The following is a 23,912-nucleotide window of genomic DNA, read 5'->3' on the forward strand; positions in this document are numbered from 1 at the left end:
CGATGCCTGTACCCGATCTGTTCGCCGCCGGCCTGGCCGGTGGCTGGAAAGTCCATGACGGCTCGCGCCTGGAAAACGACCTGACCCTCGAAGCCGACGTGGTCATCGTCGGCACCGGCGCGGGCGGCGGCACCACCGCCGAAATCCTCAGCGCCGCCGGCTACAAGGTGCTGCTGGTGGAAGAAGGGCCGCTCAAGACCAGCTCCGACTTCAAGATGCAGGAAGCCGACGCCTACCCGAGCCTGTACCAGGAAGGTATCGGCCGGATGAGCAAGGATGGCGCCATCACCATCCTCCAGGGCCGCGCCGTGGGCGGCACCACCCTGGTCAACTGGACCTCCAGCTTCCGCACGCCGGAACCGACCCTGGAACACTGGGCCAAGGAGCACGGCGTCAAGGGTCACAGCGTGGCCGAGATGGCGCCCTGGTTCGAGAAGATGGAACAACGCCTGGGCGTCGCACCCTGGGCGCTGCCGCCGAACGCGAACAACGACGTGATCCGCAAGGGTTGCGACAAGCTCGGCCTGCACTGGAAGGTCATCCCGCGCAACGTGCGCGGCTGCTGGAACCTGGGCTATTGCGGGATGGGCTGCCCGACCAACGCCAAGCAGTCGATGCTGGTGACCACCATCCCGGCCACCCTGGATAAAGGCGGCGAGCTGCTTTTCCTGGCCCGCGCCAACCGCCTGCTGATCGACGGCGACAAGGTCAGCGGCCTGGAATGCCTGGCCCTGGACGAACGCTGCGTCGCCCCCACCGGCCGCAAGATCACTGTCAAGGCGCGCCACTACGTGCTCTCCGGCGGCGGCATCAACACCCCTGCGATCCTCATGCGCTCCAAGGCGCCGGACCCCAACGGCCGCGTGGGCCAGCGCACCTTCCTGCACGTGGTGAACTTCAGCGCCGCGCTGTTCGACGAAGTGATCAATCCCTTCTACGGCGCGCCGCAGTCGATCTACTCCGACCACTTCCAGTGGGACGACGGCGCCACCGGACGCATGTCCTACAAGCTCGAAGTGCCGCCGCTGCAACCGGCGCTCAGCGCCACCCTGCTCGGCCGCTTCGGCGAAGACAACGCCCTGCGCATGGAACAGCTGCCGCACACCAACGTGATCCTCGCCCTCATGCGCGACGGCTTCCACCCGGACAGCGCCGTCGGCACCGTCAGCCTGCGCGGCGACGACACGCCGGTGCTCGACTACCAGATGACCGACTACACTTGGGACGGCATCCGCCGCGCCTTCCACACCATGGCCGACATCCAGTTCGCCGCCGGCGCCAAGGCCGTGCTGCCGATGCATGCCGACGCCGGTTATGTGAAGAGCGCCAAGGAAGTCCACGCCCTGATCGACGGCCTCAGCCTGGAGCTCTACCGCACCCGACTGGGCAGCGCCCACGTGATGGGCGGCTGCGCGATGGGCGAGGACCCCGGGCAGGCGGTGTGCGACAGCCTCGGCCGTCACCACCAGTTGCAGAACCTGTCGATCCACGACGGCTCGCTGTTCCCCACCAGTATCGGCGCCAACCCGCAGTTGTCGGTCTACGGTCTCACCGCGCAGCTTTCCGCCGCGCTGGCCGAGCGACTGGGCAAGGCCTAATACGAACCCCGCCCCATGCCGGGCGGCCTTTCGCAGGAGCGAGCTTGCTCGCGAACAGGGTTTCCCGGAGACATCAGAGCTGGGCGGTTCGCGAGCAAGCTCGCTCCTACAAGGGCCGGGTACTTTCGGTGCAATCTGGCGGACGCAGGATTGCGGGGAACGCCGAGTCCTTGTTCGCGAACCAACGCCGCGGCGAAGTTGTTCGCGAGCAAGCTCGCTACCAGGAGACAACAATCGGCAAACCGCGCGCGCAGGCTCTGGAATGGGGCCTGCGCGGGACTGCCCGGTCCGTCACTTATAAACTCCGGTAGTCCGTGTGCGGAAGCACTACCAAGGTCGCTTGGCCCCACGGACCTGCTGCGTTACCATCCGCCCGCTATTGCCCAGCCTGCCAACAAGAGCCGACCAGGACGCCGCGATGAATCGAGTGCTGTACCCGGGTACCTTCGACCCCATCACCAAAGGCCATGCAGATCTGGTCGAACGCGCCTCGCGGCTGTTCGACCAGGTGATCATTGCCGTCGCCGCCAGCCCCAAGAAAAACCCCCTGTTCCCGCTGGAACAACGCGTAGAGCTGGCCCGCCAGGTCACCTCGCACCTGCCCAATGTCGAAGTCGTCGGCTTCTCCTCGCTGCTCGCGCATTTCGCCAAGGAACAGAACGCCAACATCCTGCTGCGCGGCCTGCGCGCGGTGTCGGACTTCGAGTACGAGTTCCAGCTGGCCAACATGAACCGCCAGCTCGCCCCCGACCTGGAAAGCATGTTCCTCACGCCGTCGGAGAAGTACTCCTTCATCTCCTCCACCCTGGTGCGCGAGATCGCGGCGCTGGGCGGCGATATCGCCAAGTTCGTCCATCCCGCGGTGGCCAACGCCCTGGCCGAGCGCTTCAAGCGCTGACCGCGACGCCGCCACGGATGGCGGCCGCCCCGATTCCAGAGCCCCTTCCGCCGGGCCGCGTGCACTGCGCGCGCCGATGCGGCACAATTTCACCATTGTGCTACCGATCGCCGTGGGCCCTTCCACGGTTGGAGTTGTTCGATGTCCCTGAAAATCACCGACGATTGCATCAACTGCGACGTCTGCGAACCCGAGTGCCCCAATGCTGCGATCTCCCAGGGTGAGGAGATCTACGTCATCGACCCGAACCTGTGCACCGAATGCGTCGGCCACTACGACGAACCGCAGTGCCAGCAGGTCTGTCCGGTCGACTGCATCCCGCTCGACGAAAACAACGTCGAGAGCAAGGATGAGCTGATGGAGAAATACAAGAAGCTCACCGGCAAGGCCTGATCCCTCGCGTTTCGACATTTTTTCATTGAGTTCTCACAAACCGCCGGGCTGCGGGATTGTCTATCCTCCTACCTTCGCCCCATTAGGTTTCCGGCCGGCACAGCCGGCGGTTCGTGAGATGCCATGTCCCTGTTGAATTTCCGCTCCCGCGCTTCCCTGCTCGGCGTCTGCAGCCTCCTGCTGCTCAGCGCCGCCCTGCATGCCGCGGAACACCCGGCCCAGGCCAGCGTCGCCACGGCGCACCCATCGGCTACCGTTGCCGGCCTGGAGACCCTCGCCGACGGCGGCAATGCCTTCGACGCCGCCGTGGCCATCAGCGCCGCGCTGGCGGTGGCCGAACCCTACGGCTCGGGCCTGGGCGGCGGCGGTTTCTTCCTGCTGCGCCAGGCGGGCGATCCGCCGACCTACCGCTTCATCGACGCCCGCGAGCGCGCCCCGCTGGCCGCCCACGCGCGCATGTACGAGCGCAACGGCAAGGTCGACCCGCAACTGTCGCTCAACGGCGCGCTCGCCGCCGGCATCCCCGGCCTGCCCGCCGCGCTCGCGGACATCACCAGCCGCTACGGCAGGAAGACCCTGGCCAATAACCTGGTCCCGGCGATCCGCCTGGCCACCGACGGCGTCTCCGTCGACCGCATCTACATCGACCGCGCCTCCTGGCGCCTGGACGCGATGCGCAAGGACCGCGAGACCGCGCGCATCTTCCTCGCCCAGGGCAACCTGCCCGAAGAATGGGACCTGCTGCGCCAGCCGGAACTGGCGCGCACCCTGGAGCGCCTGGCGCGCTACGGACGCATCGGCTTCTACGAAGGGGAAACCGCCGAGAAACTGGTCGAGGGCGTGCGCGCCGCCGGCGGTATCTGGAGCCTGGAGGACCTGGCCAGCTATCGCACCGTCGAACGCCAGGCCCTGCGCTTCCCACTGGACGGCGGGCGCGAGCTGATCAGTGCGCCACCGCCCTCCGCCGGCGGCGTCGCCCTGGCCCAGAGCCTGGGGATGTTGCAGCAACTGCCCTGGCAGAAGGCCGAGCCGGTTCAGCGCGCCCACTATGTGGTGGAAGTGCTACGCCGCGCCTACCGCGACCGCGGCCTGCTGGGCGACCCCGACCGCGTCGCCAACCCGCTGCCGCAACTGCTCGCCCCCGCCTACCTCAAGCGACTGGCCGACGGCATCGACCCACAGCGCGCCACCCCCAGCTCATCGCTGCCCGCAACGCCCGCCTGGCGCGAGGGCGACCACACCACCCATTTCGTGGTCATGGATGCCGATGGCAACGCCGTGGCCGCGACCCTCTCGGTCAACCTGCCGTTCGGCGCGGCCTTCACCGTGCCCGGCACCGGCGTGCTGCTCAACGACGAGATGGACGACTTCGCCACCGACGTCAGCGGCGCCAATGCCTACCAGTTGGCCGGCAGCCAGGCCAACGCCGTGGCGTCGGGCAAGCGCCCACTGTCAAGCATGAGCCCGAGCTTCATCGAGAGCCCGACGGAGCTGGCGGCGTTCGGCACCCCCGGCGGCAGCCGCATCCCCAGCATGGTGCTGCTGGCGATGCTGGACTACCTGGACGGCAAGCCGGTGCAGCGCTGGGTATCTTCCCCGCGCTATCACCATCAGTATCTGCCGGACGTGATCGAGCACGAACCGCGCGCCTTCAGCGGCAGCGAAATGGCCGAACTGAATCGCCGTGGCTACTCGCTCAAGGATGTCGGCCGCGCCTACGGCAACCAGCAGGTGCTGCTGTGGAACAAGAAGTCCGGCGAGGTGCAGTCCGCCAGCGACCCGCGCGGCATCGGTCTGGCCACCGAACTGGCGGCGCCGCTGCGCTGACCCGGACAGACTGATCAGGGGAGGATCAGGGCCGGCGCGTCGTCGTCCTCGTGCGGTTCGAACAGGCCGTGTTCGGTACCCAGCTGCAACACGTTGCGCAGGCTCTGGATGATGCGGCTGACGTAGCCCAGGTCGTTCATCAGCGAACTGGTCTGCAGGCCGTCCAGCTCCTGCCGGCGCACGGCGGCGAACAGGCGCTGGCGGAAGGCCGCGTCGAACGCCGCCGCACTCTCGTCGAGTAGTTGCAGGCGTGCGTGCAGCGCGTCTGCGGGCAGCTCGCCGCCGATCAAGGCGCCCACCGCCCGCACTTCCCGCAGCATGCCGAGCAGGTGCCGGCGCAGTTCCAGATAGGCCTCGCGCATGGCCGAGGGTTCGCCCAGCAGCGCCTGGCCGAGGTTCTTCTGCAGGTGTTTGGCATCCTTCACCGCATCGACCAGTTGCAGCGCCACCACCTGACAGGACAGCCAGAGACGCTGGTGCTCATCGTCCAGCGGCACGTCCAGGCGGCCCATGAAGCTCAGCAGGTCGCCATAGACGCCCTTGATGTGGCGCTGGTAGAGCACTTCCGCGGACAGCGCGTGGCGATCCGGCGCGGCCAGCAACTGGCGTTCGTCCACTCGCGGCTGGTTGAGCATCTCCACCGGCAGGTACAGCGCGTGGCAGATCACCTCGATGCTCAGGCGGCCGAGGTGGCGCAGCTCCTGAAGCACCGCACTGGCCGAGGCATCGGCGGAATCCAGCGCCCGTTCGTTGAGGTAGCGCGCATGGGTGCGCTCGAGGGTCGGCAGCGCCGGCGCCATGTCGGTGATCAGCACCGGCGGCTCCTCCACTTCCGGCAGCCAGCGCGCCAGCGCGGTGGCCAGCGCGCCCTGCAGCGGCCAGAACAGCGCCACGCCCATGCCGTTGAACAGGGTGTGGAACAGCGCCAGCTGGATCATCGGGTTGTCCGCCAGCCCCAGCGGCGTCACCAGCCAGTGCACCAGCCAGGTCAGCGGCGAGAGCAGGAAGAACGCCAGCACCCCGGTGACCACGTTGAACAGCACGTGCGCCAGCGCCAGCCGCTGCCCGCTGCGGTTGCCGCCCAGGGAGCCGACGAAGGCCGTGGTGACACTGCTGCCGACGTTGGAGCCGATGGCGATCGCCAGGCTCTGGCCCAGCTCCAGCTGGCCGCCGGCCAGGGCGGCGAGAGTCAGCATCAGGGTCGCGTGGCTGGATTGCAGCACCACGGTGATGAGGATGCCGAAGGTGACGAACAGCAGCGCGCCGAGCATGCCTTCCGAACGCAGCTCGCTCATGTCCATCGCATCGCCGAAGCTTCCGAAACCTTCCTTGATCTGGTCGATGCCCAGGAAGATGAAGGCGATCCCCAGCAGGATGCGTCCGGCGGCCTTGCTCCTGGCGCCGTTGAAACCCATCAGCACGCCGAGGACCAGCAGCGGCAGCGCCAGCGGGCTCAGGCTCAGGTTCTGCCCGGCCAGGGCGAGCAGCCAGATGCCGCTGGTGGCGCCCAGATTCGCGCCGAACAGGATGGCGATGCCACCGGCCAGCTGGATCAGCCCGGTACTGATGAAGGCAATGGTGAGCAGGGAAACCAGGGTGGAAGATTGCAGCAGGAAGGTGCCGAAGAGGCCGAACAGCAGGCTCTTGCCCCGGGTCGCGGTGCTCTTTTCGAGCCAGCGCTCCAACTGGCTGCCGGCCAGGTCGCGCAGCCCTTCTTCCAGGCACTGCATGCCGAACAGGAACAGCGCCAGCCCGGCTCCCAACTGCAGCAGGCCGGCACTGGACCAGAAGCTGTAGCCGAGCCCCACGGCAACCAGCAGCAGAAGCACTGGACGCAGATGCTTCTTCAGCCGGGTCGTTTCCATACGCTACCTGCTCAACGCATCGCCGCCGATGCGTTCCCTATCACAGGGCGGCCCGAAGGCAGCCGCCCCCTATCGACGGAAATCAGTCCTGCTTGTAGCCGCTCGTGGTGCACCCCAGGCAACGCACGAAGGCCGCCTTGCCCGGCTCGACCACCAGCGCCTGGCCCGCTTCCTTGACGTTACCGCCCAACGCGCTGAACGGCAGGGTCACCACGAATGCCGCGGCGCCCACCACGGTGGCGGCGATCAGCAGCGGACGCGCGAAGATCAGGTCGCCCATCATGGCATAGCCCGGCGGAGCCTCGACGGTGTAGATCGGATCGCCGCTGGAGTTGGCCGTCACTTCATCGGCAGCGACCGGCATCGCCGACAGCCCACAAGTCAAAGCCAGGACAGCGGCGGTGGTGCGAAACAGGTTCATGGAAGGAAGTCCTTTTTTATGTAGTTGGGCAGGCAGACTGCCAGTAACTATAACAGCGCTCCATGACTTGTCGCGTGACCGCCTTCAATCGCCGAAGAATGCATATTCAGGCTTTTTCGGTACGAACGGCTGGTAGAAATCCAGCATCCGCCGCAGGTCCCCCGCTTCGTCTCCGGTCGGCCAGTAAGGCTCGCCAATGACGATGCGCCGCCCCGGATAATCCAGCGCCGCCAGCACGATGGGCACGCCCGCGCCACGGGCGATGTGGTAGAAGCCCATTTTCCAGCGCTCGACCTTCTTGCGCGTACCCTCCGGCGAGAGGATCAGCATCATCTCGCGGCTCTCATGGAAGGCCTGTACCGCCTGGTCCACGGTATTGAGCTTGAGATGGCGCTGGATCGGAATCCCGCCCCAGCGGCGCATCATCCCGCCCAAGGGCCCGCTGAACAGGGTGTGCTTGCCGAACCAGCGTGCATTCAGGCGCAGCACGAACTTGGCGGCGAGGAACAGCACGAAGTCCCAGTTGGAGGTGTGGTGGGCGCCGATCACCACGAACTTGTCGAGGGCGGGCAGCGAGCCTTCAATGCGCCAGCCCGAAAGGCGCAGCATGGCGTGGCCGAGCGCCTCGGCGAACGGATTGCGGGGCAGATAATTGCCGGACATGAATCACCTGGCGGCCCCCTCGCAAGGGGCCATTGTTGTTATGGGTTGGGGTGCGACAGGTTAACGGCGACGGGAAACGTCAACGTTGGCAGCGCGGACAGTACACGCTGGCGCGCTGGCCGAGGCGGACCTCGCGCAGGGTCGAGCCACACACCTTGCAGAACTCGCCACCGCGTCCGTAGACGAACAGCTCCTGCTGGAAGTAGCCCGGCTGGCCGTCGCCGCCGACGAAATCGCGCAGCGTGGTGCCGCCGCGCTCGATGGCGATCGCCAGGATGCGCTTGATCTCCTGCGCCAGCTTCAGGTAGCGGGCACGGGAGATGGAGCCGGCCTCGCGGCGCGGATCGATGCCGGCGGCGAACAGCGCCTCGGTGGCGTAGATGTTGCCCACGCCGACCACCACCGCGTTGTCCATGATGAAGGGCTTCACCGCCATGCTGCGGCCACGGGACAGCTGGTACAGCCGCTCGCCCTCGAAGGCGTCGGTCAACGGCTCCGGCCCGAGGTGGCGCAGCAATTCGTGCTCCAGCGGCGCCTGGCTCCACAGCAGCGCGCCGAAACGCCGGGGATCGGTGTAGCGCAGCGCCAGGCCCGACTCCAGCTCGATGTCCACGTGCTCGTGGCGCGCCGCCGGCAGCCCGCATTCGACCAGGCGCAGACTGCCCGACATGCCCAGGTGGCTGATCAGCGTGCCGACCTCGGCATTGAGCAACAAGTATTTGGCGCGCCGCTCCACCTGCAGGATGCGCTGCCCGGAGAGACGTACGTCGAGATCCTCCGGGATCGGCCAGCGCAGACGGCGTTCGCGGACGATCACGCGGCTGACGCGCTGGCCTTCGAGATAGGGCGCGATGCCCCGGCGGGTGGTTTCGACTTCGGGTAATTCAGGCATGGATCACGACGGCAGAAGAAGGTTTTTGTAGGAGCTTGCTCGCGAACGGGTCGACCGGCAACACCGGCGTCAGGCTGGTTCGCGAGCAAGCTCGCTCCTACGCAAAGCAGCAGGGCCAATCAGTCCAGCGCACGCGCCAGCTGGATCAGCTCCTCGCGCCACTCCGCGGCCTGCGGCAGGGCAAGGAACGAGGAGTTGAGGAAACTCTCCCGGGACTCATAGGTGAATGTCTGGCCATGCAGGTCGAGCACTTCACCGCCAGCGCCTTCCAGCACGCCCTGGGCCGCCGCGGTATCCCACTGCGAGGTGGGCGCCAGGCGCGGATAGCAGTCCGCCGCACCCTCGGCCAGCAGACAGAATTTCAACGAGCTGCCAATATTGGCCAGTTCCAGATCGCCGAATCGCTCCGCCAGGCCAGCCAGCAGGCGCTCCTGTGCAGGGCTCGAATGGCGCTTGCTGGCCACCACGGTGAAGGCTTCGCCGGGGCTGAGACGCACACCGATTTCCTGCGGCTCGCCACCGCGCTCCTCGCGCCACGCCCCGAGCCCGACACCACCGTAGTAGCAGCGGCCGCTGGCGGGGACACCGACCACACCGAGCACCACGCGACCGCGCTCGATCAGCGCCACGTTGACGGTGAACTCGTCACTACCGGCGATGAACTCCTTGGTGCCGTCCAACGGGTCCACCAGCCACCAGCGCGTCCATTGGGCGCGCGTCTCCAGCGGGATGGCGCAGTCTTCCTCCGACAGCACCGGCACCTCCGGCGCCAACGCGCGCAGGCCGTCGGCCAGCAGGCGGTGGGCAGCCAGGTCGGCGGCGGTCACCGGCGACTCGTCGGCCTTCCGCTCGACGTCCAGTTCGCTCCGCCAGAACGGCAGGATCACGTCGCCAGCCTGCTGCACCAGGTCGATCACGGCGGGAAGGAAGGCATGTTTCACGGCTGGTATTCCCCGCGCTGGGTCAGCAGGTCACGCACCAGATAGAGCGCGGCCAGGGCGCGACCTTCGCTGAACTGGGCATGCTGGGCGAGGCTGGAAAGCTCGCGCAGGTTGATCTTGTCCACGCGCATCGGCTCGGGCTCGTCGCCGGGCAGCGTTTCCGCGTAGAGGTCGCGCGCCAGCACCACCTGGATACGCTGGCTCATGTAGCCCGGCGACAGCGACAGCTCGGTGATGTGCTCCAGCTCACGGGCGCCGTAGCCGGCCTCCTCCTTGAGCTCGCGGTCGGCGGCGGCGAGGATGTCCTCGCCCGGCTCCACAAGGCCCTTGGGCAGCGACAGCTGATATTCGTCGACCCCGGCGCAGTATTCCTCGACCAGGACCACGTGCTCGGCGTCGAGCATCGCGACCACCATCACCGCACCGTAGCCCTGTCCCTTGCCGACCAGACGCTCATAGGTGCGCTCGACGCCGTTGGAGAAGCGCAATTGCAGCTCTTCGACGGCAAACAGCCGGCTTTTGGCGACGATCTCGCGGGCGAGCACCGTGGGTTTCTGACGCATGGGGCAACTCCTGGGGGTGGCCGGGTCGGCTATGATAACCCGCCTTCTCCGATTGTCCGTGTCGGATCTTGCGCCGGGATCGCCGATCCGCCGCGCAATTGCGACACCCTTTTACCGAGCCTGCCATGCCAAGCCTGCCCTGGTCAGCCATCGACACCGTCCTGCTCGACATGGACGGAACCCTGCTCGACCTGCACTTCGACAACCATTTCTGGCTCGAACACCTGCCCCAGCGCTACGCCGAGCACCACGGCATCAGCCGCGCCCAGGCCGACGCCGAACTGCTGCCGCTGTTCCGCGACCACGCCGGACAGCTCAACTGGTACTGCCTGGATTTCTGGAGCCGCGAACTCAGGCTGTCGATCCGCGAGCTCAAGCGCGAAGTCGCCCACCTGATCGCCCTGCGCCCGGACGCCGACCTGTTCCTCGCCGCGCTGCGCCTCAACGACAAGCGCGCAGTGCTGATCACCAATGCCCACCGTGATTCGCTGTCGCTGAAACTGGAGCGCGTCGAGCTCGCGCCCTGGTTCGACCGCCTCATCAGCTCCCACGACTACGGCTACCCCAAGGAGGACCCGCAGTTCTGGCAGGCGCTGCAGGCCGACATCGGCTTCGATCCGGCACGCAGCCTGTTCATCGATGACAGCCTGCCGATCCTGCGCGCGGCACGGCACTTCGGCGTCGGCCATCTGCTGGCGGTGCGCCAGCCCGACAGCCGCGACGGCCCGAAGAACACCGAGGAATTCGCCGCCCAGGACAGCTACCGGACGCTGATCGAAGGGCTGTGAAACGAAGAGCCCGGCGCTGGGCCGGGCTCGTGGGTGTTACTCCGGAATCCGCAGCACCTGGCCGGGATAGATCTTGTCCGGGTGGCTGAGCATCGGCTTGTTCGCCTCGAAAATCTTCATGTAGGCGTTGGCGTTGCCGTACTCGGCCTTGGCGATGGCGCTCAGGGTGTCGCCCTTCTTCACGGTGACGAAACGCGCCTCCGGTGTCGGCGTGGCCACGCTGATATGGTCCTCGACACCGGACACCCCCGCGACGTTACCCAGGGCAAGCAGAATCTTCTCCTTCTCCTCCTGGCTGGCCACCTCGCCGGTGGCGATCACCTTGTCGCCCTCGACGCTGACCTGGATGTTCGGGTTGCCCAGACCAACCTTGGCGATATGCTCCTTGAGCGACTCGGCGGCCTGTGCCTCCTGGCCCACGATACTCTCCCAGAGTTTCTCGCCGGCTTCCTTCACAAACGCAAAAATGCCCATTTCCAACCTCCCTACGGTTACAGTGACAGCGGCCGGCATTGGGCAGACCGCGCGCGGTAGGAGTCTAGTCGGCATGATCGGCAACGCTCGCCGGATTAATCCCAAGCCTGCCAGCAACCGACAGAAAGCCGCTTCCGGAGCCATCCACCGATGGACATCAAACAGCTCAAATTCCTCTGCGCCCTCGACGAAACGCGGCATTTCGGCCAGGCGGCGGCACGCTGCCATGTCACCCAGCCGACCCTGTCGATGCGACTGCGCAGCCTGGAGGAAGAGCTGGGCCTGGAACTGGTACGGCGTGGCCAGCGTTTCGAAGGCTTCACCGAGGCCGGCGAACGCGTCCTGGCCTGGGCGCGCAGCCTGCTGGCGGCCCACGACGGCCTGTACGCCGAGGCCGCCGCCTGCCGCGGGCAACTGGTCGGCACCCTGCGCCTGGGGCTGGTGCCGTTGGCGGGCTTCGACCCCATGCGGCTGATCGAACTCTTCGCCCAGCGCCACCCGGAACTGCGCTTCCAGCTCTATGCCCTGAGCTCGGAGAACATCCTCGAGGGTCTGGGACGCAACCAGCTGGACCTCGGCCTCTCCTACCTCGACCGCATCGACCGCGAGCACTTCCAAGGGCTGGAACTGGCCGCCACGCGGATGGGCCTGCTGCACGACCGCCGGCACTTCCAGATCGACAGCCCGAGCCTGAGCTGGGATGCCCTGGTGGGCCTGCCCCTGGGCCTGCTCTCGGCCGGCATGCACTTCCGCCAGTCCATCGACCACGGTTTCCGCAGCCGGGGCCTGACGCCCCAGCCTCGCCTGGAAACGGATGCCGTGCACCAGCTCGTGCAAGCCGTGGAGCGCGGCCTGTGCTGCGCGATCATGCCGCTGGGCAGCGGGCTCGATGCCCAGGGCGAACACTTCGTTCTCACCCCGATAGAAGACGCCCGCACCCTCTCCCCGCTCGGCCTGATCATCCGCCGTGGCGCACCGCGCTCGGCCCTGGCCGATGCCTGCTTCCGCGAAGCGGCCGCGCTGCTGGGCAACGCCGCAAGCGCATGATAGATAGCGTCGATCATGATATCGACACTACCCATTAGACGCCCTCCCCGCATCGGCCTAAGCTGGCCCCATTACTAGAACCACAGGGCTCCGCCCATGCCTTGCCTGATCGCCCGCCCGGCCCCCGCCGCGGTCCGGGTCGCCGTCGTGCCTGCCGACGGCTACGCCTACGCCGAACTCACCCCGGACAGCGACACCGGCCGCGCTCCGCTGGCCGACGAGGTCGCCCTGGCCATCGCCTACAACGGCCTCAACCAGGCGGTGATGATGGTTTCGCCGAACGACCTGGAAGACTTCATCCACGGCTTCAGCCTCGGCGCCGGCCTCATCGAATCCATCGACGACATCTATGACATCCACCTGACGCCACACGGCGACGCTATCGCCGCCGACGTGCAGGTCAGCAATCGCGCGTTCTGGACGCTCAAGCAGCAGCGCCGGCAACTGGCCGGCAATACGGGCTGCGGCCTGTGCGGCGTCGAGGCGCTGGACCAGGCATTGCCGGCCCTGCCGCTGCTGCCGGCCACGCCACTGCCGCCCACCGCCCACCTCGCCGGCCTGCGCGAGCGCGTGACGGCGGCCCAGGACATCGCCCGCCGCAGCGGCGCGGTGCACGCCGCCCTGTTCGTCGACGGCCACGGCGACGTTCGCCTGTGCCGCGAGGACATCGGTCGGCACAACGCCCTCGACAAACTGGTTGGCGCCCTCAAGCGCCAGCACCTGGATGCGCGCGGCGGCTTCGCCGTGGTCACCAGCCGCTGCAGCCTGGAGCTGATCCACAAGGCCGTGCGCGCCGGCCTGCCCACCCTGGTCAGCCTGTCCGCCCCGACCGCGCTCACGGTGCAGTGGGCCCGCGAGCACAACCTGAACCTGATCCACCTGCCCCATCGCAGCGCGCCCCGGGTCTACAGCCCGGCGCCGCATGCCGTCCGAGAGAGCCGCCCATGAGCCTGCAACAGGAAAATCCTCGCTACCAACCCTACAAGGGCCCGGCCGCCGGCTGGGGTGCGCTGATGAGCGTCACGCGCTTCTGGCTGGACAGCAAGCAGCCGTTCAAGAACCTGCGCGCGCTGCTCAAGACCAACCAGAACGGCGGCTTCGACTGCCCCGGCTGCGCCTGGGGCGACTCTCCCGAGGACGGCCGGGTGAAGTTCTGCGAGAACGGCGCCAAGGCGGTGAACTGGGAAGCCACCAAGCGCCGCGTGGACGCCCCCTTCTTCGCCCGGCACAGCGTCAGTTCGCTGCGTGAGCAAAGCGACTACTGGCTGGAGTACCAGGGCCGCCTGACCGAGCCGATGCGCTACGACCCGGCCACCGACCGCTACCTGCCGATCGACTGGGACGACGCCTTCGCCCTGATCGCCCAGCACCTGCGCACCCTGGAAAGCCCCGACCAGGCCGAGTTCTACACCTCGGGCCGGGCCAGCAACGAAGCCGCGTTCCTCTATCAGTTGTTCGTCCGCGCCTTTGGCACCAACAACTTCCCCGACTGCTCGAACATGTGCCACGAAGCCAGCGGCGTCGCCCTGGGGGAGAGCGTCGGCGTCGGCAAGGGCACCGTGACCTTCGCCGACTTCGAGCATGCCGACGCGATCTTCATCTTCGGCCAGAACCCCGGCACCAACCATCCGCGCATGCTCGAGCCGCTGCGCGAGGCGGTGAAGCGCGGCGCCCAGGTGGTCGCCTTCAACCCGCTGAAGGAGCGCGGCCTGGAGCGTTTCCAGCACCCGCAGCACGCACTGGAAATGCTCACCAACGGCTCCGAGCCGCTGAACACCGCCTTCTTCCGCCCGGCGCTGGGCGGCGACATGGCCGCCGTGCGCGGCATCGCCAAGTTCCTCCTGCAGTGGGAGCGTGAAGCCCAGGCCAAGGGCGAACCGGCGGTGTTCGATCATGCCTTCATCGCCGAGCACACCCAGGGCATCGAGGACTACCTTGCCGAACTGGACGCCACCCGCTGGGAGCACATCGAGCGGCAGTCCGGCCTGAGCCTGGCCGAGATCGAGCAGGCGGCGCTGATGTACCGTCGCGCCGAGCGCGTGATCGTCTGCTGGGCGATGGGCATCACCCAGCACCACCACTCGGTGCCGACCATCCAGGAAATCGCCAACCTGCAACTGCTGCGCGGCAACCTCGGCCGCCCCGGCGCCGGCCTGTGCCCGGTACGCGGCCACAGCAACGTGCAGGGCGACCGCACGATGGGCATCAACGACCGCCCGCCGGCGGCGCTGCTGGATGCCATCGAACACCGCTTCGGCTTCAAGGTGCCGCGCCAGCACGGCCACAACACGGTCGAGGCGATCAACGCCATGCTCAAGGGCGAGGCGAAAGTCTTCATCGGCCTGGGCGGCAACTTCGCCCAGGCCACCCCGGACAGCCCGCGCACCCACCGCGCCCTGGAAAACTGCGCCCTGACCGTGCAGATCAGCACCAAGCTCAACCGCAGCCACCTCACCGTGGGCGGCGACGCACTGATCCTGCCGTGCCTGGGTCGCACCGACATCGACCACCAGGCCGACGGCCCGCAGGCGGTGACCGTGGAAGACTCCTTCAGCATGATCCACGCCTCCTTCGGCCAACTGGAGCCGTCGTCGAAACAGATGCGCTCCGAACCCGCCATCATCGCCGGCATCGCCAAGGCCACCCTGGGCAACCACCCGGTGGACTGGGACGCACTGATCGCCAACTACGAGCGCATCCGCGACCTGATCGCCGACACCATCCCCGGCTTCGCCGACTTCAACCGCCGCGTGGCGCACCCGGGCGGCTTCTACCTGGGCAACAGCGCCGGCGCCCGGCGCTGGAGCACCGCCAGCGGCAAGGCCAACTTCCAGCGCCACCCGCTGCCGGCGGATCTGGTGCATGAGAAGGTCCGCAAGACCGGCCACGAACCGCACCTGATCCTGCAGACGCTGCGCTCCCACGACCAGTACAACACCACCATCTACGGCCTGGACGACCGCTACCGGGGCGTACGCGGCCAGCGCGAGGTGGTGTTCGCCAACGAGGCGGACATCCGCCGCCTGGGCTTCGAGCCGGGCGAGCAGGTGGACATGGTGTCGCTCTGGGCGGACGGCGTGGAACGCCGGGTCAGCGGCTTCACCCTGCTGGCCTACGACATCCCCGCCGGCCAGGCGGCGGCCTACTACCCGGAAACCAACCCGCTGGTGCCGCTGGAAAGCCACGGCGTGGGTAGCCATACCCCGACGTCGAAATTCATCGCCATCCGTTTCGAAAAGGCCAGGCCGAACCCGCGGATCCTGTGATCCTCCCGCGCCTCCTGAGCGGCTCCTGATCTTGTAGGAGCGAGCTTGCTCGCGAACAGCGTTTCCCGGCCATATCGGGGCTGGGTGGTTCGCGAGCAAGCTCGCGCGCCTACGAAAAGCGCCGACATGAACCTGCAGCGTCTCGACTGCCGATCAGCGCATCGATTCGTTCGGAAGCCTTCGGCGACGTGCATCCAAGTTGCAGTCCGCGTATCCGGGCTTTTCCACACGCGCACGAGATTACGTCCTGCGAAGAATCCGCCGAAAACACATCACTCGGGAAAGGACTGGAAGGTACACTTGGGGAATCCGGCGGCGAATCGTGAAAAGCCATCATTGCAATGGCAGTTTGCGCTAAAAACACACACAAAACAAAACCCCGGAATAACACTCAGACCGCGCTAAATCGAAAAAGTTCTGACCTTAAATCAAATACTTGCATTATTTGATGAAAGTCGTGCTATTCGTCGGAAGTGCCTTGTCAGAGCCTTCGCACGAACACAGGATCGCATCCAACATCCCCACAGAGAGATCCTCTCTATGAAGTACTCCTCGATGCTCCTGTTGTCTCTTGCGCTGGTTGGTGGCACCGCCGTCGCGGACGGCGACACCCGTGCCGGCGTCGGTGGCGCCCTGGGCGGGGTATTGGGTTCGGTCGTCGGCCAAGCGGTCGGCGGCAGCACCGGCGCCGCCATTGGTAGTGGTATCGGCGGTGCGGCCGGTGGTGCGGTCGGTGCCCGCCACGGCAACAAGACAGAAGCCGCCATCGGCGGTGGCCTGGGCGCAGCTGGCGGCCAGGTGATCGGCAACAAGGTGGGCGGTACCACTGGCGGCCTGATCGGCGCGGCCCTGGGTGGCGGCGCGGGCGGCGCGCTGGGCAACCACTACGCCGACAACAACCGCGACGACGACGATGACGACTACCGTCACGGCTACCGTCGTGCCCGTTACCATGATCGTGACTACGATCGCGGCTGGCACGACAATGGCCGTCATCGCGGCTGGTACAAGCACAAGCACCACCGTCGCGGCTGGGATTGATCCGCGGAAGATAAACCGCGATCAGTGCACGGAAATGATGGCCGACAGCCGGGCACGCGTTGCCCGGCTGTTTGCTGTGCGGGACAATTTCCCCAATCCTTCCCTACTTTCAGGTTCGCATGATGCGTAAGACTCTCACTGTACTGGCCCTGAGCCTCCTGGCCTCCCATGCCGTGGCCGATGACACCAAGGCTGCCATCGGCAGCGGCGTCGGCGGCGCGCTGGGCAACGTGGTCGGCGGTGCGCTGGGCGGCTCCACCGGCGCCGCCATTGGCGCGGGCGTCGGCGGCGCGGCCGGCGGCGCGATGGGCGCGAAGAACGGCAACAAGACCGAGGCGGCCATCGGCGGCGGTCTGGGTGCCGCTGGCGGCTCGGTAATCGGCAACAAGGTCGGCGGTTCCACCGGCGGCACTATCGGCGCGGGCCTGGGCGGTGCCGCGGGCGGCGCGCTGGGCAACCACATGGCCGACAAGAACAACGACGACGACAATGATCACCACGACAGTGGTTATCACAAGGGCAAAGGCCACCATAAGCACAAACACAAGCATCACGACGATTGATGCCGTGCTGAACAAAGAGCCCGCCTTCCGGCGGGCTCTTTCGTTTCGGGCCGGGTACACGGCGCCGTACAGCGCCGCTGCGGCGATGTTCGCAAGCCAGCCCGCTCGCCTCGGAGTATCCCGCCTCGCGCCGCCGGCCAGAAACCGAGAGCAGGCCCGCGGGCGTGCCATTTGGCGTGGGTGGTATAGGCTTGCAGGCCAGGGATCACTGGCTACAAGGAGTGCTTGTCGTGAGAGTTGCTGCCGGACTGTTCCTGCCCCTTTTCGTGGCGCCCTGCGTCCACGCGGCGAATTGGCAGATCTGCCGGATGGAGGTGGAGATCACCGAGACAGTGGCCCAGCCCTATCCGGGGCTCAAGGGTCGGGTCGAGTCGGTGAAGACGCAGGCGGAATCGACCGAATGCCCGATTCGCGGCGAAGTGATCGCCTTCGCGCCGGAGAGCGTCGACTACCAGAGCATGATTCCGCGCCAGCACTGGCCCAAGCCGGGCCAGCGCGTGTGGATGCGCTACCAGTACCTGGACGGGGAGTGCAAGAACGACGGCAATCCCAAGCCCTGCCGGATTCAGCACTATCCGATGGGGTGGTGAGGAGCGCCTTTGCGTAGGAGCTTGCTCGCGAACGAGCTCCCGTCGACTTCGGAGCTGGGCGGTTCGCGAGCAGGCTCGCTCCTGCGAAGAGTCAGCCTCGGACCAGCACTTCCATCGCCTCGCGCAGCGGCGCCGGGATCGACACCGGGCTGTTGCTCGCGCGGTCGACGAAGACATGCACGAACTTCCCGGCGGCGCAGGCCAGGTCCTCGCCCGCGCGGAAGATCGCCAGCTCGTACTGCACCGAGCTGTTGCCCAGCTTGCCGACCCGCAGGCCGACCTCGATGCGCTCGGGGAAGGCCACCGGGGCGAAGTAGTCGCAGCTGGAGCTGACCACGAAGCCCACCACCTCGCCGTCGTGGATATCCAGGCCGCCGCGCTCGATCAGGTAGGTGTTCACCGCCGTATCGAAGAAGCCGTAGTAGGTCACGTTGTTCACGTGGCCGTAGATGTCGTTGTCGTGCCAGCGGGTGGTGATCGGCTGGAAGTGCGCGTAATCGGCGCGGCTGGGGTGCTGTTCGCTCATCGCTCTCTCAGTAGGCGGCTCGGTAGATGGCCAGAGCGTCGCGCTCGCTGACCTCACGGGGATTATTCACCAACAGGCGCTGCTGCAGCATGGCATCGGCGGCCAGGCGCGGCAGGCTGTCCTCCGGCACGCCGGCGTCGCGCAGGCGCGAGGGCAGGCCGCTGCGCGGGCTGAGATCGGCCAGTTCGGCGATGAACTGCTCGGTGCGGTCGGCGTCGCTGCGCAGGCGCTCGCCCAGCAGCAGCGGCGCCAGTTCGGCATAGAGCGCGCCGGCGTTGGGCGCATTGAAGCGGATCACCTCGGGCAACACCAGTGCATTGCTCAGTCCGTGGGGAATATGGAAGTGCCCGCCCAGCGGATAAGCCAGCGCGTGCACGGCGGCCACCGGAGCGTTGGCAAAGGCCTGGCCGGCCAGACAGGCACCCAGCAGCATGGCCTGGCGCGCCTCGCGATTGCGACCGTTGTGCACCGCCTCGTCCAGGTTCAGCGCCAGCAGGCGCAGGGCCTCGCGGGCCAGCAGATCGGACAGCGGATTCTTCTTCAGCTTGCTGGTGTAGGCCTCGATGGCGTGGACCATCGCGTCGATACCGGTGGCGGCGGTCACCGCCGGCGGCAGGCCGAGAGTGAGGTCGGCGTCGAGCACCGCCAGGTCCGGCAGCAGGTGCGGGCTGACCACGCCCATCTTGGTGGTCTCGCCGGTGGTGACTATGGCGATCGGCGTCACTTCCGAGCCCGTGCCGGCGGTGGTCGGCACCTGCAGCAGCGGCAGGCGCGGGCCACGGGCATTGCCGACGCCGAAGACGTCCTTCAGTCTCTGGCAAGCCAGCGGGTGCGCCAGCAGCGCCACCAGCTTGGCGACGTCCATCGAACTGCCGCCACCGAAGCCGATCACCAATTGCGCGGCCATCCGACGCGCCTGCTCGACGGCGGCCAGCACCACCGCTTCCGGCGGGTCGGCCAATACCTGGTCGAAGACTTCCACCGCCACGCCGGCCGCAGCGAAACCGGGCAGCACGCCGTCGAGCATGCCCAGGCGGGTAATCCCGGGGTCGGTGACGATGAGCACGCGCTGGGCGCCGCGTTCGCGGCAGAGCGCCCCCAGGCGGGCGGCGGAACCACTCTCGCAGAGGATCTGCGCGGTGGTGGCGAAGCTGAAAGGCTGCATGACGGTCCCCGGTCTTGTCGTTGTACTGCGGAAAATCCGTAGGCCACAGGTTGGCGGCCAGCCGGGGGAGCATAGCAATGCGCCGTAGCAATACGAAATACCGTACCGCCAAGCGAAACTCTTATTCATTAGATGAATAGCGAAGACAGCGCCTCACGGAATCGAGGGAAGCCCGTGCTTTCCGGAAGCCGTGCGCATGAATGCGTCGGACGGAAAGAAAGAACTTCAAAAATTATCGCAGGAAGAAAAGAGAAACTTCCTATAGGGCGGAATCATAAAATCAAAAAACAAATGACAATTAGGCTGCTGAACATTCAGCGCATTCAAAAGCAGACTCGATAATTCGCCATTATCGGTTTCCCCATAGCCAACCAGCGCCACTTGACTTAAGAAAGGAATCCCATGAACAAAATCATCATAAGTGATTATTCGAAATACACACCCAAGCGACGCGACAGTCTTGCAACTTCTGCAATCAGAAACTTACTTGACCGTCATTATGCGGAGAGCAGGGAAAGGCTGGAGGAAACGCTGGATGGATTTCTTGGACTGAAGGAATGGCTTACACGGATTCCCCTCCATGCCGATAGCGCGATCCCAACCGCTCCAAACTGGCTGAACGGCTGGCTTCCGGGTGCAGACGCACTGACCCTCTACGGCTACACCGTCATGAACAAGCCGAAGCATTACATCGAGATCGGCTCGGGAAATTCGACGAAATTCGTACGCAAAGCCATTGATGACCACCAGCTTTCGACCGAAATAATTTCCATCGATCCGAGTCCCCGTGCGGAAATCGACACCATTTGCAGCAAGGTCATCCGATTGCCTCTGGAAGAACTCAACCCTGATTACTTTTCACGCCTGGAAGCAGGAGACCTGTTCTTCATCGACAACAGTCACCGCTCATTCCAGAACTCGGATGTCACCGTATTCTTCACTGAGATTCTTCCCAGGCTGAAACCAGGGGTAACCGTAGGAATTCACGACATCTACTTGCCGTTCGACTACCCGAACGAATGGAGTGATCGTTTCTACAACGAGCAGTATCTGCTTTGCTGCTACTTGCTCGGCGGAATGAAGAATCTGCAGATCGAGTTGCCACTGGTCTACCTCTACTACTGCACTGACAGCATGCAGCGGCTGGAGACACTTTGGTCTGACGAGCGAATGACGGGTGTCGAGAAACATGGGGCGGCCTTCTGGCTACGAACGATCTAGCCACGCGCCCCAGATCCAGATGCGCCCCGCAGGCCAGGAAGCCGATGGCCTGCGGGCGATTTTTCAGACAGCGACAGGCGCCTTGATGTGCGGGTGGGCCTCGTAGCCGACCAGTTCGAAGTCCTCGAAGCGGAAGCCGAACAGGTCCTTCACCTCGGGGTTGATCTTCATGGTCGGCAGCGGCAGCGGCTGGCGGGTCAGTTGCAGGTCGGTCTGTTCCAGGTGGTTGGCGTACAGGTGGCAGTCGCCGCCGGTCCAGATGAACTCACCAGGCTGCAGCCCGGCGACCTGCGCGACCATCAGGGTCAGCAGCGCGTAGCTGGCGATGTTGAAGGGCACGCCGAGGAAGATGTCGGCCGAGCGCTGGTACAGCTGGCAGCTGAGCTTGCCGTCGGCGACGTAGAACTGGAACAGCGCGTGGCACGGCGGCAGGGCCATCTCGTCGATCAGCGCGGGGTTCCACGCGGAGACGATCAGGCGGCGCGAGTCCGGGTTGTTCTTCAGCATCTGAATCAGGTTGGCGATCTGGTCGATGTGGCGGCCGTCCGGCGCCGGCCAGGAGCGCCACTGGTAGCCGTAGACCGGGCCCAGGTCGCCATTCTCGTCGGCCCATTCGTCCCAGATCGAGACGCCGTTTTCCTTCAGGTAGGCGATGTTGGTCGAACCTTTGAGGAACCACAGCAGCTCATGAACGATCGATTTGAGGTGGCACTTCTTGGTGGTCACCAGTGGGAAGCCTTCGGCGAGGTCGAAGCGCATCTGGTGGCCGAACACGCTGTAGGTGCCGGTGCCGGTGCGGTCGCTCTTGAAGGTGCCGTGTTCGCGCACGTGACGCATGAGGTCGAGGTACTGTTTCATCGCTGCTGTTTTATCCGGTGAGGCTCTGCGGCGCGGCTTGCGGTGGCCGCCGGCGGGTCGATCCGCCCATGCAGAATCTGAACAAGCGGCAATACTAAGGGGCGCGGCCCGCTCTCGCCACCCCGACCGGCTCGGTGGCCGCCGCAAGTTCCGAACGATACGGCGAAGGCGGCGCCAGACCGCCCGCCGCCACCGTTGCCTGGTGCCAGAGAGGTCTCCATGTCCGATGTTCAACGCTCCGACTTTCCCCTGTCCCGCCGCCGCCTGCTGGCGGTGGCCTGCGCCAGCGCGGCGGTCGGTGGCATGCTGCTCAGTCCCGCCACCCGCACCTGGGCCGCGCTGACGCCCCAGGCCGAGGCGGAGCTGGCCAGCTTCATGACCCTGTCCCGACGCCTGACCGGACGCAGCAACCTCGATCCGCGCATCGGCCAGCGCCTGTTCGAGGCCCTGACCCAACGCGACACCGCGCTCAAGCAGAGCCTCGCCGAGCTGCTGGCACACCTGGCCGACCCGCCGGCCAGTTGGAACGAGCGCCAGCAGTGGCTGGCCCGGCAGATCCTTGGCGGCTGGTACCTGGGGCAGATCGGCGAGGCCAGCAACGCCACCGTGGTCACCTACGAGCAGGCGCTGATGTTCAAGGCGGTGGACGACGTGCTGGTGATCCGCAGCTACTGCCCGAACAAGCCGGGCTTCTGGGCGGCGCAGCCGGCCGAACGGGAGGTGTGAGCATGGCCGAGACACAACGCGCGGATTTCGTCGTGGTCGGCTCCGGCGTCGCCGGGGCGCTGGTGGCCCATCAGTTGGCGCAGGCCGGCAAGGACGTGCTGATCCTCGAAGCCGGCCCGCGCATGGCGCGCTGGGAGATCGTCGAGCGCTTCCGCAACCAGGCGGACAAGTCCGACAACCAGGCGCCCTACCCCGCAAGCCGCCAGGCCCCGCACCCGCAGTTCCACCCGGACAACCACTACCTGATCCAGAAGGGCACCCATCCCTACGACGTGCAGTACCTGCGCGTCGTCGGCGGCACCACCTGGCACTGGGCGGCCTCGGCGTGGCGCTTCCTGCCCAACGACCTCAAGCTGGCGAGCCTCTATGGCGTGGGTCGCGACTGGCCCATCGAGTACGCCGAGCTCGAACCCTGGTACCAGCGCGCCGAGGAAGAACTGGGCGTCTGGGGCCCCGGCGACGAGGAGCTGGACTCCCCACGCAACCAGCCCTACCCCATGCCGCCCCTGCCGCTGTCGTGGAACGAACAGCGTATCAAGACCCTGCTCAACGCCAACGGCTACCGCGTGGTCACCGAACCGGTGGCACGCAACAGCCGCCCCTACGACGCGCGGCCAACCTGCTGCGGCAACAACAACTGCATGCCGATCTGCCCCATCGGTGCCATGTACAACGGCATCGTCCACGTCGAGAAGGCCGAAAGCGCCGGCGCGCGGCTGGTGGACAACGCCGTGGTGTTCAAGCTGGAGAAGGGCGACGGCGGCAAGATCGGCGCCGCGCTGTACAAGGACCCGCAAGGCAACGAGCATCGGGTGGAAGGCGGGACCTTCATCCTCGCCGCCAACGGCATCGAGACGCCCAAGCTGATGCTGATGTCCGAAGTCGGTAACAGCTCGGACATGGTCGGCCGCAACCTCATGGACCACCCCGGCACCGCCGTGCAGTTCTATGCCGACGAGAAACTCTGGCCGGGCCGCGGGCCGCAGGAAATGACCTCGATGGTGGGCTTCCGCGATGGCGCATTCCGCAGCGAATACGCCTCGAAGAAGATCCACCTGTCGAACCTCTCGCGTACCGACCAGGTGGCCGCCGAGCTGATCCGCAAGGGGCCGCTGCTGCTGGGCCGCGAACTGGAGGCGCAGATCCGCGACCGTGCCGCGCGCTTCGTGCGTTTCGACAGCTTCCACGAAATCCTCCCGCATCCGGAGAACCGCATCGTCCCCAGCACCAGCGAGCGCGACGCCGTGGGCATCGCCAAACCGGAGTTCACCTACGCGATGGACGACTACGTACGCAGGAGCGCGGTGCACACCCGCGAGGTGTATACCCACGCGGCGAAACTGCTGGGCGGCAGCGAGGTGGTGTTCGAGGACAACTTCGCCAACAACAACCACATCACCGGCACCACCCTGATGGGCGCCGACCCGAAGGACTCGGTGGTGGACGCTCAATGTCGCAGCCACGACCACCCCAACCTGTTCATCGCCAGCAGCGGCGTGATGCCCACCGTCGGCTCGGTGAACTGCACCCTGACCATCGCAGCCCTTGCCCTGCGCCTGGCCGAGCACCTGAAGCGGGAGGCCTGA

24 protein-coding genes are annotated in these 23,912 nt (G+C 66.3%); 14 read left to right on the forward strand and 10 right to left on the reverse strand.

Annotation, left to right across the window (positions count from 1 at the left end; genetic code table 11):
- Positions 1–2 precede the first annotated feature (2 nt).
- From ACYCAX_RS02865 to ACYCAX_RS02880, 4 genes are all read left to right on the forward strand, one after another.
- Complete coding sequence (locus tag ACYCAX_RS02865; protein WP_015475097.1) at positions 3–1,598, forward strand: GMC family oxidoreductase; 1,596 nt, start codon at positions 3–5, stop codon at positions 1,596–1,598.
- Positions 1,599–2,016: 418 nt separating this feature from the next.
- Positions 2,017–2,496 carry a pantetheine-phosphate adenylyltransferase gene (gene coaD, locus ACYCAX_RS02870; protein WP_015475096.1) on the forward strand — a complete coding sequence of 160 codons (480 nt, stop codon included), beginning with the start codon at positions 2,017–2,019 and terminating at the stop codon, positions 2,494–2,496.
- 141 nt (positions 2,497–2,637) lie between these two features.
- Positions 2,638–2,889, forward strand: coding sequence for a YfhL family 4Fe-4S dicluster ferredoxin (locus ACYCAX_RS02875; RefSeq protein WP_015475095.1), 252 nt, complete (start codon positions 2,638–2,640; stop codon positions 2,887–2,889).
- Positions 2,890–3,012: 123 nt separating this feature from the next.
- Complete coding sequence (locus tag ACYCAX_RS02880) at positions 3,013–4,716, forward strand: gamma-glutamyltransferase family protein (protein WP_460247378.1); 1,704 nt, start codon at positions 3,013–3,015, stop codon at positions 4,714–4,716.
- A gap of 14 nt (positions 4,717–4,730) precedes the next feature.
- On the opposite strand, the gene ACYCAX_RS02885 is transcribed toward ACYCAX_RS02880, so the two are convergent.
- The 6 genes from ACYCAX_RS02885 to nudE form a co-directional block, all read right to left on the reverse strand.
- Positions 4,731–6,581, reverse strand: coding sequence for a Na/Pi cotransporter family protein (locus tag ACYCAX_RS02885; protein WP_460247379.1), 1,851 nt, complete (start codon positions 6,579–6,581; stop codon positions 4,731–4,733).
- 82 nt (positions 6,582–6,663) lie between these two features.
- Positions 6,664–7,002, reverse strand: coding sequence for a hypothetical protein (locus ACYCAX_RS02890; protein ID WP_015475092.1), 339 nt, complete (start codon positions 7,000–7,002; stop codon positions 6,664–6,666).
- Between the two features lie 84 nt (positions 7,003–7,086).
- Positions 7,087–7,665: a lysophospholipid acyltransferase family protein gene (locus ACYCAX_RS02895; protein ID WP_015475091.1), complete on the reverse strand. Its 579-nt coding sequence runs from the start codon at positions 7,663–7,665 to the stop codon at positions 7,087–7,089.
- Positions 7,666–7,744: 79 nt separating this feature from the next.
- Positions 7,745–8,557, reverse strand: a complete 813-nt coding sequence (gene mutM, locus ACYCAX_RS02900; RefSeq protein ID WP_015475090.1) for a bifunctional DNA-formamidopyrimidine glycosylase/DNA-(apurinic or apyrimidinic site) lyase — start codon at positions 8,555–8,557, stop codon at positions 7,745–7,747.
- 119 nt (positions 8,558–8,676) lie between these two features.
- Complete coding sequence (cysQ, locus tag ACYCAX_RS02905) at positions 8,677–9,498, reverse strand: 3'(2'),5'-bisphosphate nucleotidase CysQ (RefSeq protein ID WP_294972352.1); 822 nt, start codon at positions 9,496–9,498, stop codon at positions 8,677–8,679.
- Complete coding sequence (nudE, locus tag ACYCAX_RS02910; RefSeq protein ID WP_015475088.1) at positions 9,495–10,061, reverse strand: ADP compounds hydrolase NudE; 567 nt, start codon at positions 10,059–10,061, stop codon at positions 9,495–9,497. Before nudE ends, cysQ begins: the two co-directional genes overlap by 4 nt.
- Before the next feature lie 125 nt (positions 10,062–10,186).
- Here nudE and yrfG point away from each other — a divergent pair, with 125 nt between their 5' ends.
- Positions 10,187–10,849, forward strand: coding sequence for a GMP/IMP nucleotidase (gene yrfG / locus ACYCAX_RS02915; RefSeq protein WP_015475087.1), 663 nt, complete (start codon positions 10,187–10,189; stop codon positions 10,847–10,849).
- 36 nt (positions 10,850–10,885) lie between these two features.
- On the opposite strand, the gene lysM is transcribed toward yrfG, so the two are convergent.
- Complete coding sequence (lysM, locus tag ACYCAX_RS02920) at positions 10,886–11,323, reverse strand: peptidoglycan-binding protein LysM (protein ID WP_015475086.1); 438 nt, start codon at positions 11,321–11,323, stop codon at positions 10,886–10,888.
- 150 nt (positions 11,324–11,473) lie between these two features.
- Here lysM and ACYCAX_RS02925 point away from each other — a divergent pair, with 150 nt between their 5' ends.
- The 6 genes from ACYCAX_RS02925 (at position 11,474) to ACYCAX_RS02950 (ending at position 17,830) form a co-directional block, all read left to right on the forward strand.
- On the forward strand, positions 11,474–12,370 hold the full coding sequence (locus ACYCAX_RS02925) for a LysR family transcriptional regulator (protein WP_460247380.1): 897 nt from the start codon (positions 11,474–11,476) through the stop codon (positions 12,368–12,370).
- Between the two features lie 96 nt (positions 12,371–12,466).
- Positions 12,467–13,318: a formate dehydrogenase accessory sulfurtransferase FdhD gene (gene fdhD / locus ACYCAX_RS02930; protein ID WP_460247381.1), complete on the forward strand. Its 852-nt coding sequence runs from the start codon at positions 12,467–12,469 to the stop codon at positions 13,316–13,318.
- The gene (locus ACYCAX_RS02935) at positions 13,315–15,636 is read left to right on the forward strand and encodes an FdhF/YdeP family oxidoreductase (protein WP_460247382.1); all 2,322 of its coding nucleotides are present in this window, start codon (positions 13,315–13,317) and stop codon (positions 15,634–15,636) included. The genes fdhD and ACYCAX_RS02935 overlap by 4 nt, the downstream gene beginning before the upstream one ends.
- Positions 15,637–16,176: 540 nt before the next feature.
- Positions 16,177–16,677, forward strand: coding sequence for a glycine zipper domain-containing protein (locus ACYCAX_RS02940; RefSeq protein ID WP_015475082.1), 501 nt, complete (start codon positions 16,177–16,179; stop codon positions 16,675–16,677).
- A gap of 122 nt (positions 16,678–16,799) precedes the next feature.
- Positions 16,800–17,240, forward strand: a complete 441-nt coding sequence (locus tag ACYCAX_RS02945; protein ID WP_294972336.1) for a glycine zipper domain-containing protein — start codon at positions 16,800–16,802, stop codon at positions 17,238–17,240.
- Positions 17,241–17,470: 230 nt separating this feature from the next.
- Positions 17,471–17,830: a hypothetical protein gene (locus ACYCAX_RS02950; protein ID WP_157883290.1), complete on the forward strand. Its 360-nt coding sequence runs from the start codon at positions 17,471–17,473 to the stop codon at positions 17,828–17,830.
- Positions 17,831–17,921: 91 nt separating this feature from the next.
- Here the strand turns inward: ACYCAX_RS02950 and ACYCAX_RS02955 are convergent, their stop codons facing one another.
- Both ACYCAX_RS02955 and ACYCAX_RS02960 read right to left on the reverse strand, forming a co-directional pair.
- Positions 17,922–18,356, reverse strand: coding sequence for an acyl-CoA thioesterase (locus ACYCAX_RS02955; protein WP_460247383.1), 435 nt, complete (start codon positions 18,354–18,356; stop codon positions 17,922–17,924).
- A 7-nt stretch (positions 18,357–18,363) separates the two neighbouring features.
- A complete protein-coding gene (locus ACYCAX_RS02960; RefSeq protein ID WP_460247384.1) occupies positions 18,364–19,521 on the reverse strand; it encodes an iron-containing alcohol dehydrogenase in 1,158 nt (385 codons plus the stop codon).
- Positions 19,522–19,923: 402 nt separating this feature from the next.
- On the opposite strand from ACYCAX_RS02960, the gene ACYCAX_RS02965 reads away from it, so the two are divergent.
- A complete protein-coding gene (locus tag ACYCAX_RS02965) occupies positions 19,924–20,742 on the forward strand; it encodes a class I SAM-dependent methyltransferase (protein WP_460247385.1) in 819 nt (272 codons plus the stop codon).
- Positions 20,743–20,805: 63 nt separating this feature from the next.
- On the opposite strand, the gene ACYCAX_RS02970 is transcribed toward ACYCAX_RS02965, so the two are convergent.
- Entirely contained in the window at positions 20,806–21,600 is a 795-nt protein-coding gene (locus ACYCAX_RS02970) for a thymidylate synthase (protein WP_294972322.1), read from the reverse strand.
- 219 nt (positions 21,601–21,819) lie between these two features.
- On the opposite strand from ACYCAX_RS02970, the gene ACYCAX_RS02975 reads away from it, so the two are divergent.
- Together ACYCAX_RS02975 and ACYCAX_RS02980 are read left to right on the forward strand one after the other, a co-directional pair.
- Positions 21,820–22,326, forward strand: coding sequence for a sugar dehydrogenase complex small subunit (locus tag ACYCAX_RS02975; RefSeq protein ID WP_460247386.1), 507 nt, complete (start codon positions 21,820–21,822; stop codon positions 22,324–22,326).
- A 2-nt stretch (positions 22,327–22,328) separates the two neighbouring features.
- Complete coding sequence (locus ACYCAX_RS02980; protein ID WP_460247387.1) at positions 22,329–23,912, forward strand: GMC family oxidoreductase; 1,584 nt, start codon at positions 22,329–22,331, stop codon at positions 23,910–23,912.

The organism is Pseudomonas sp. MT3, from assembly GCF_054720805.1.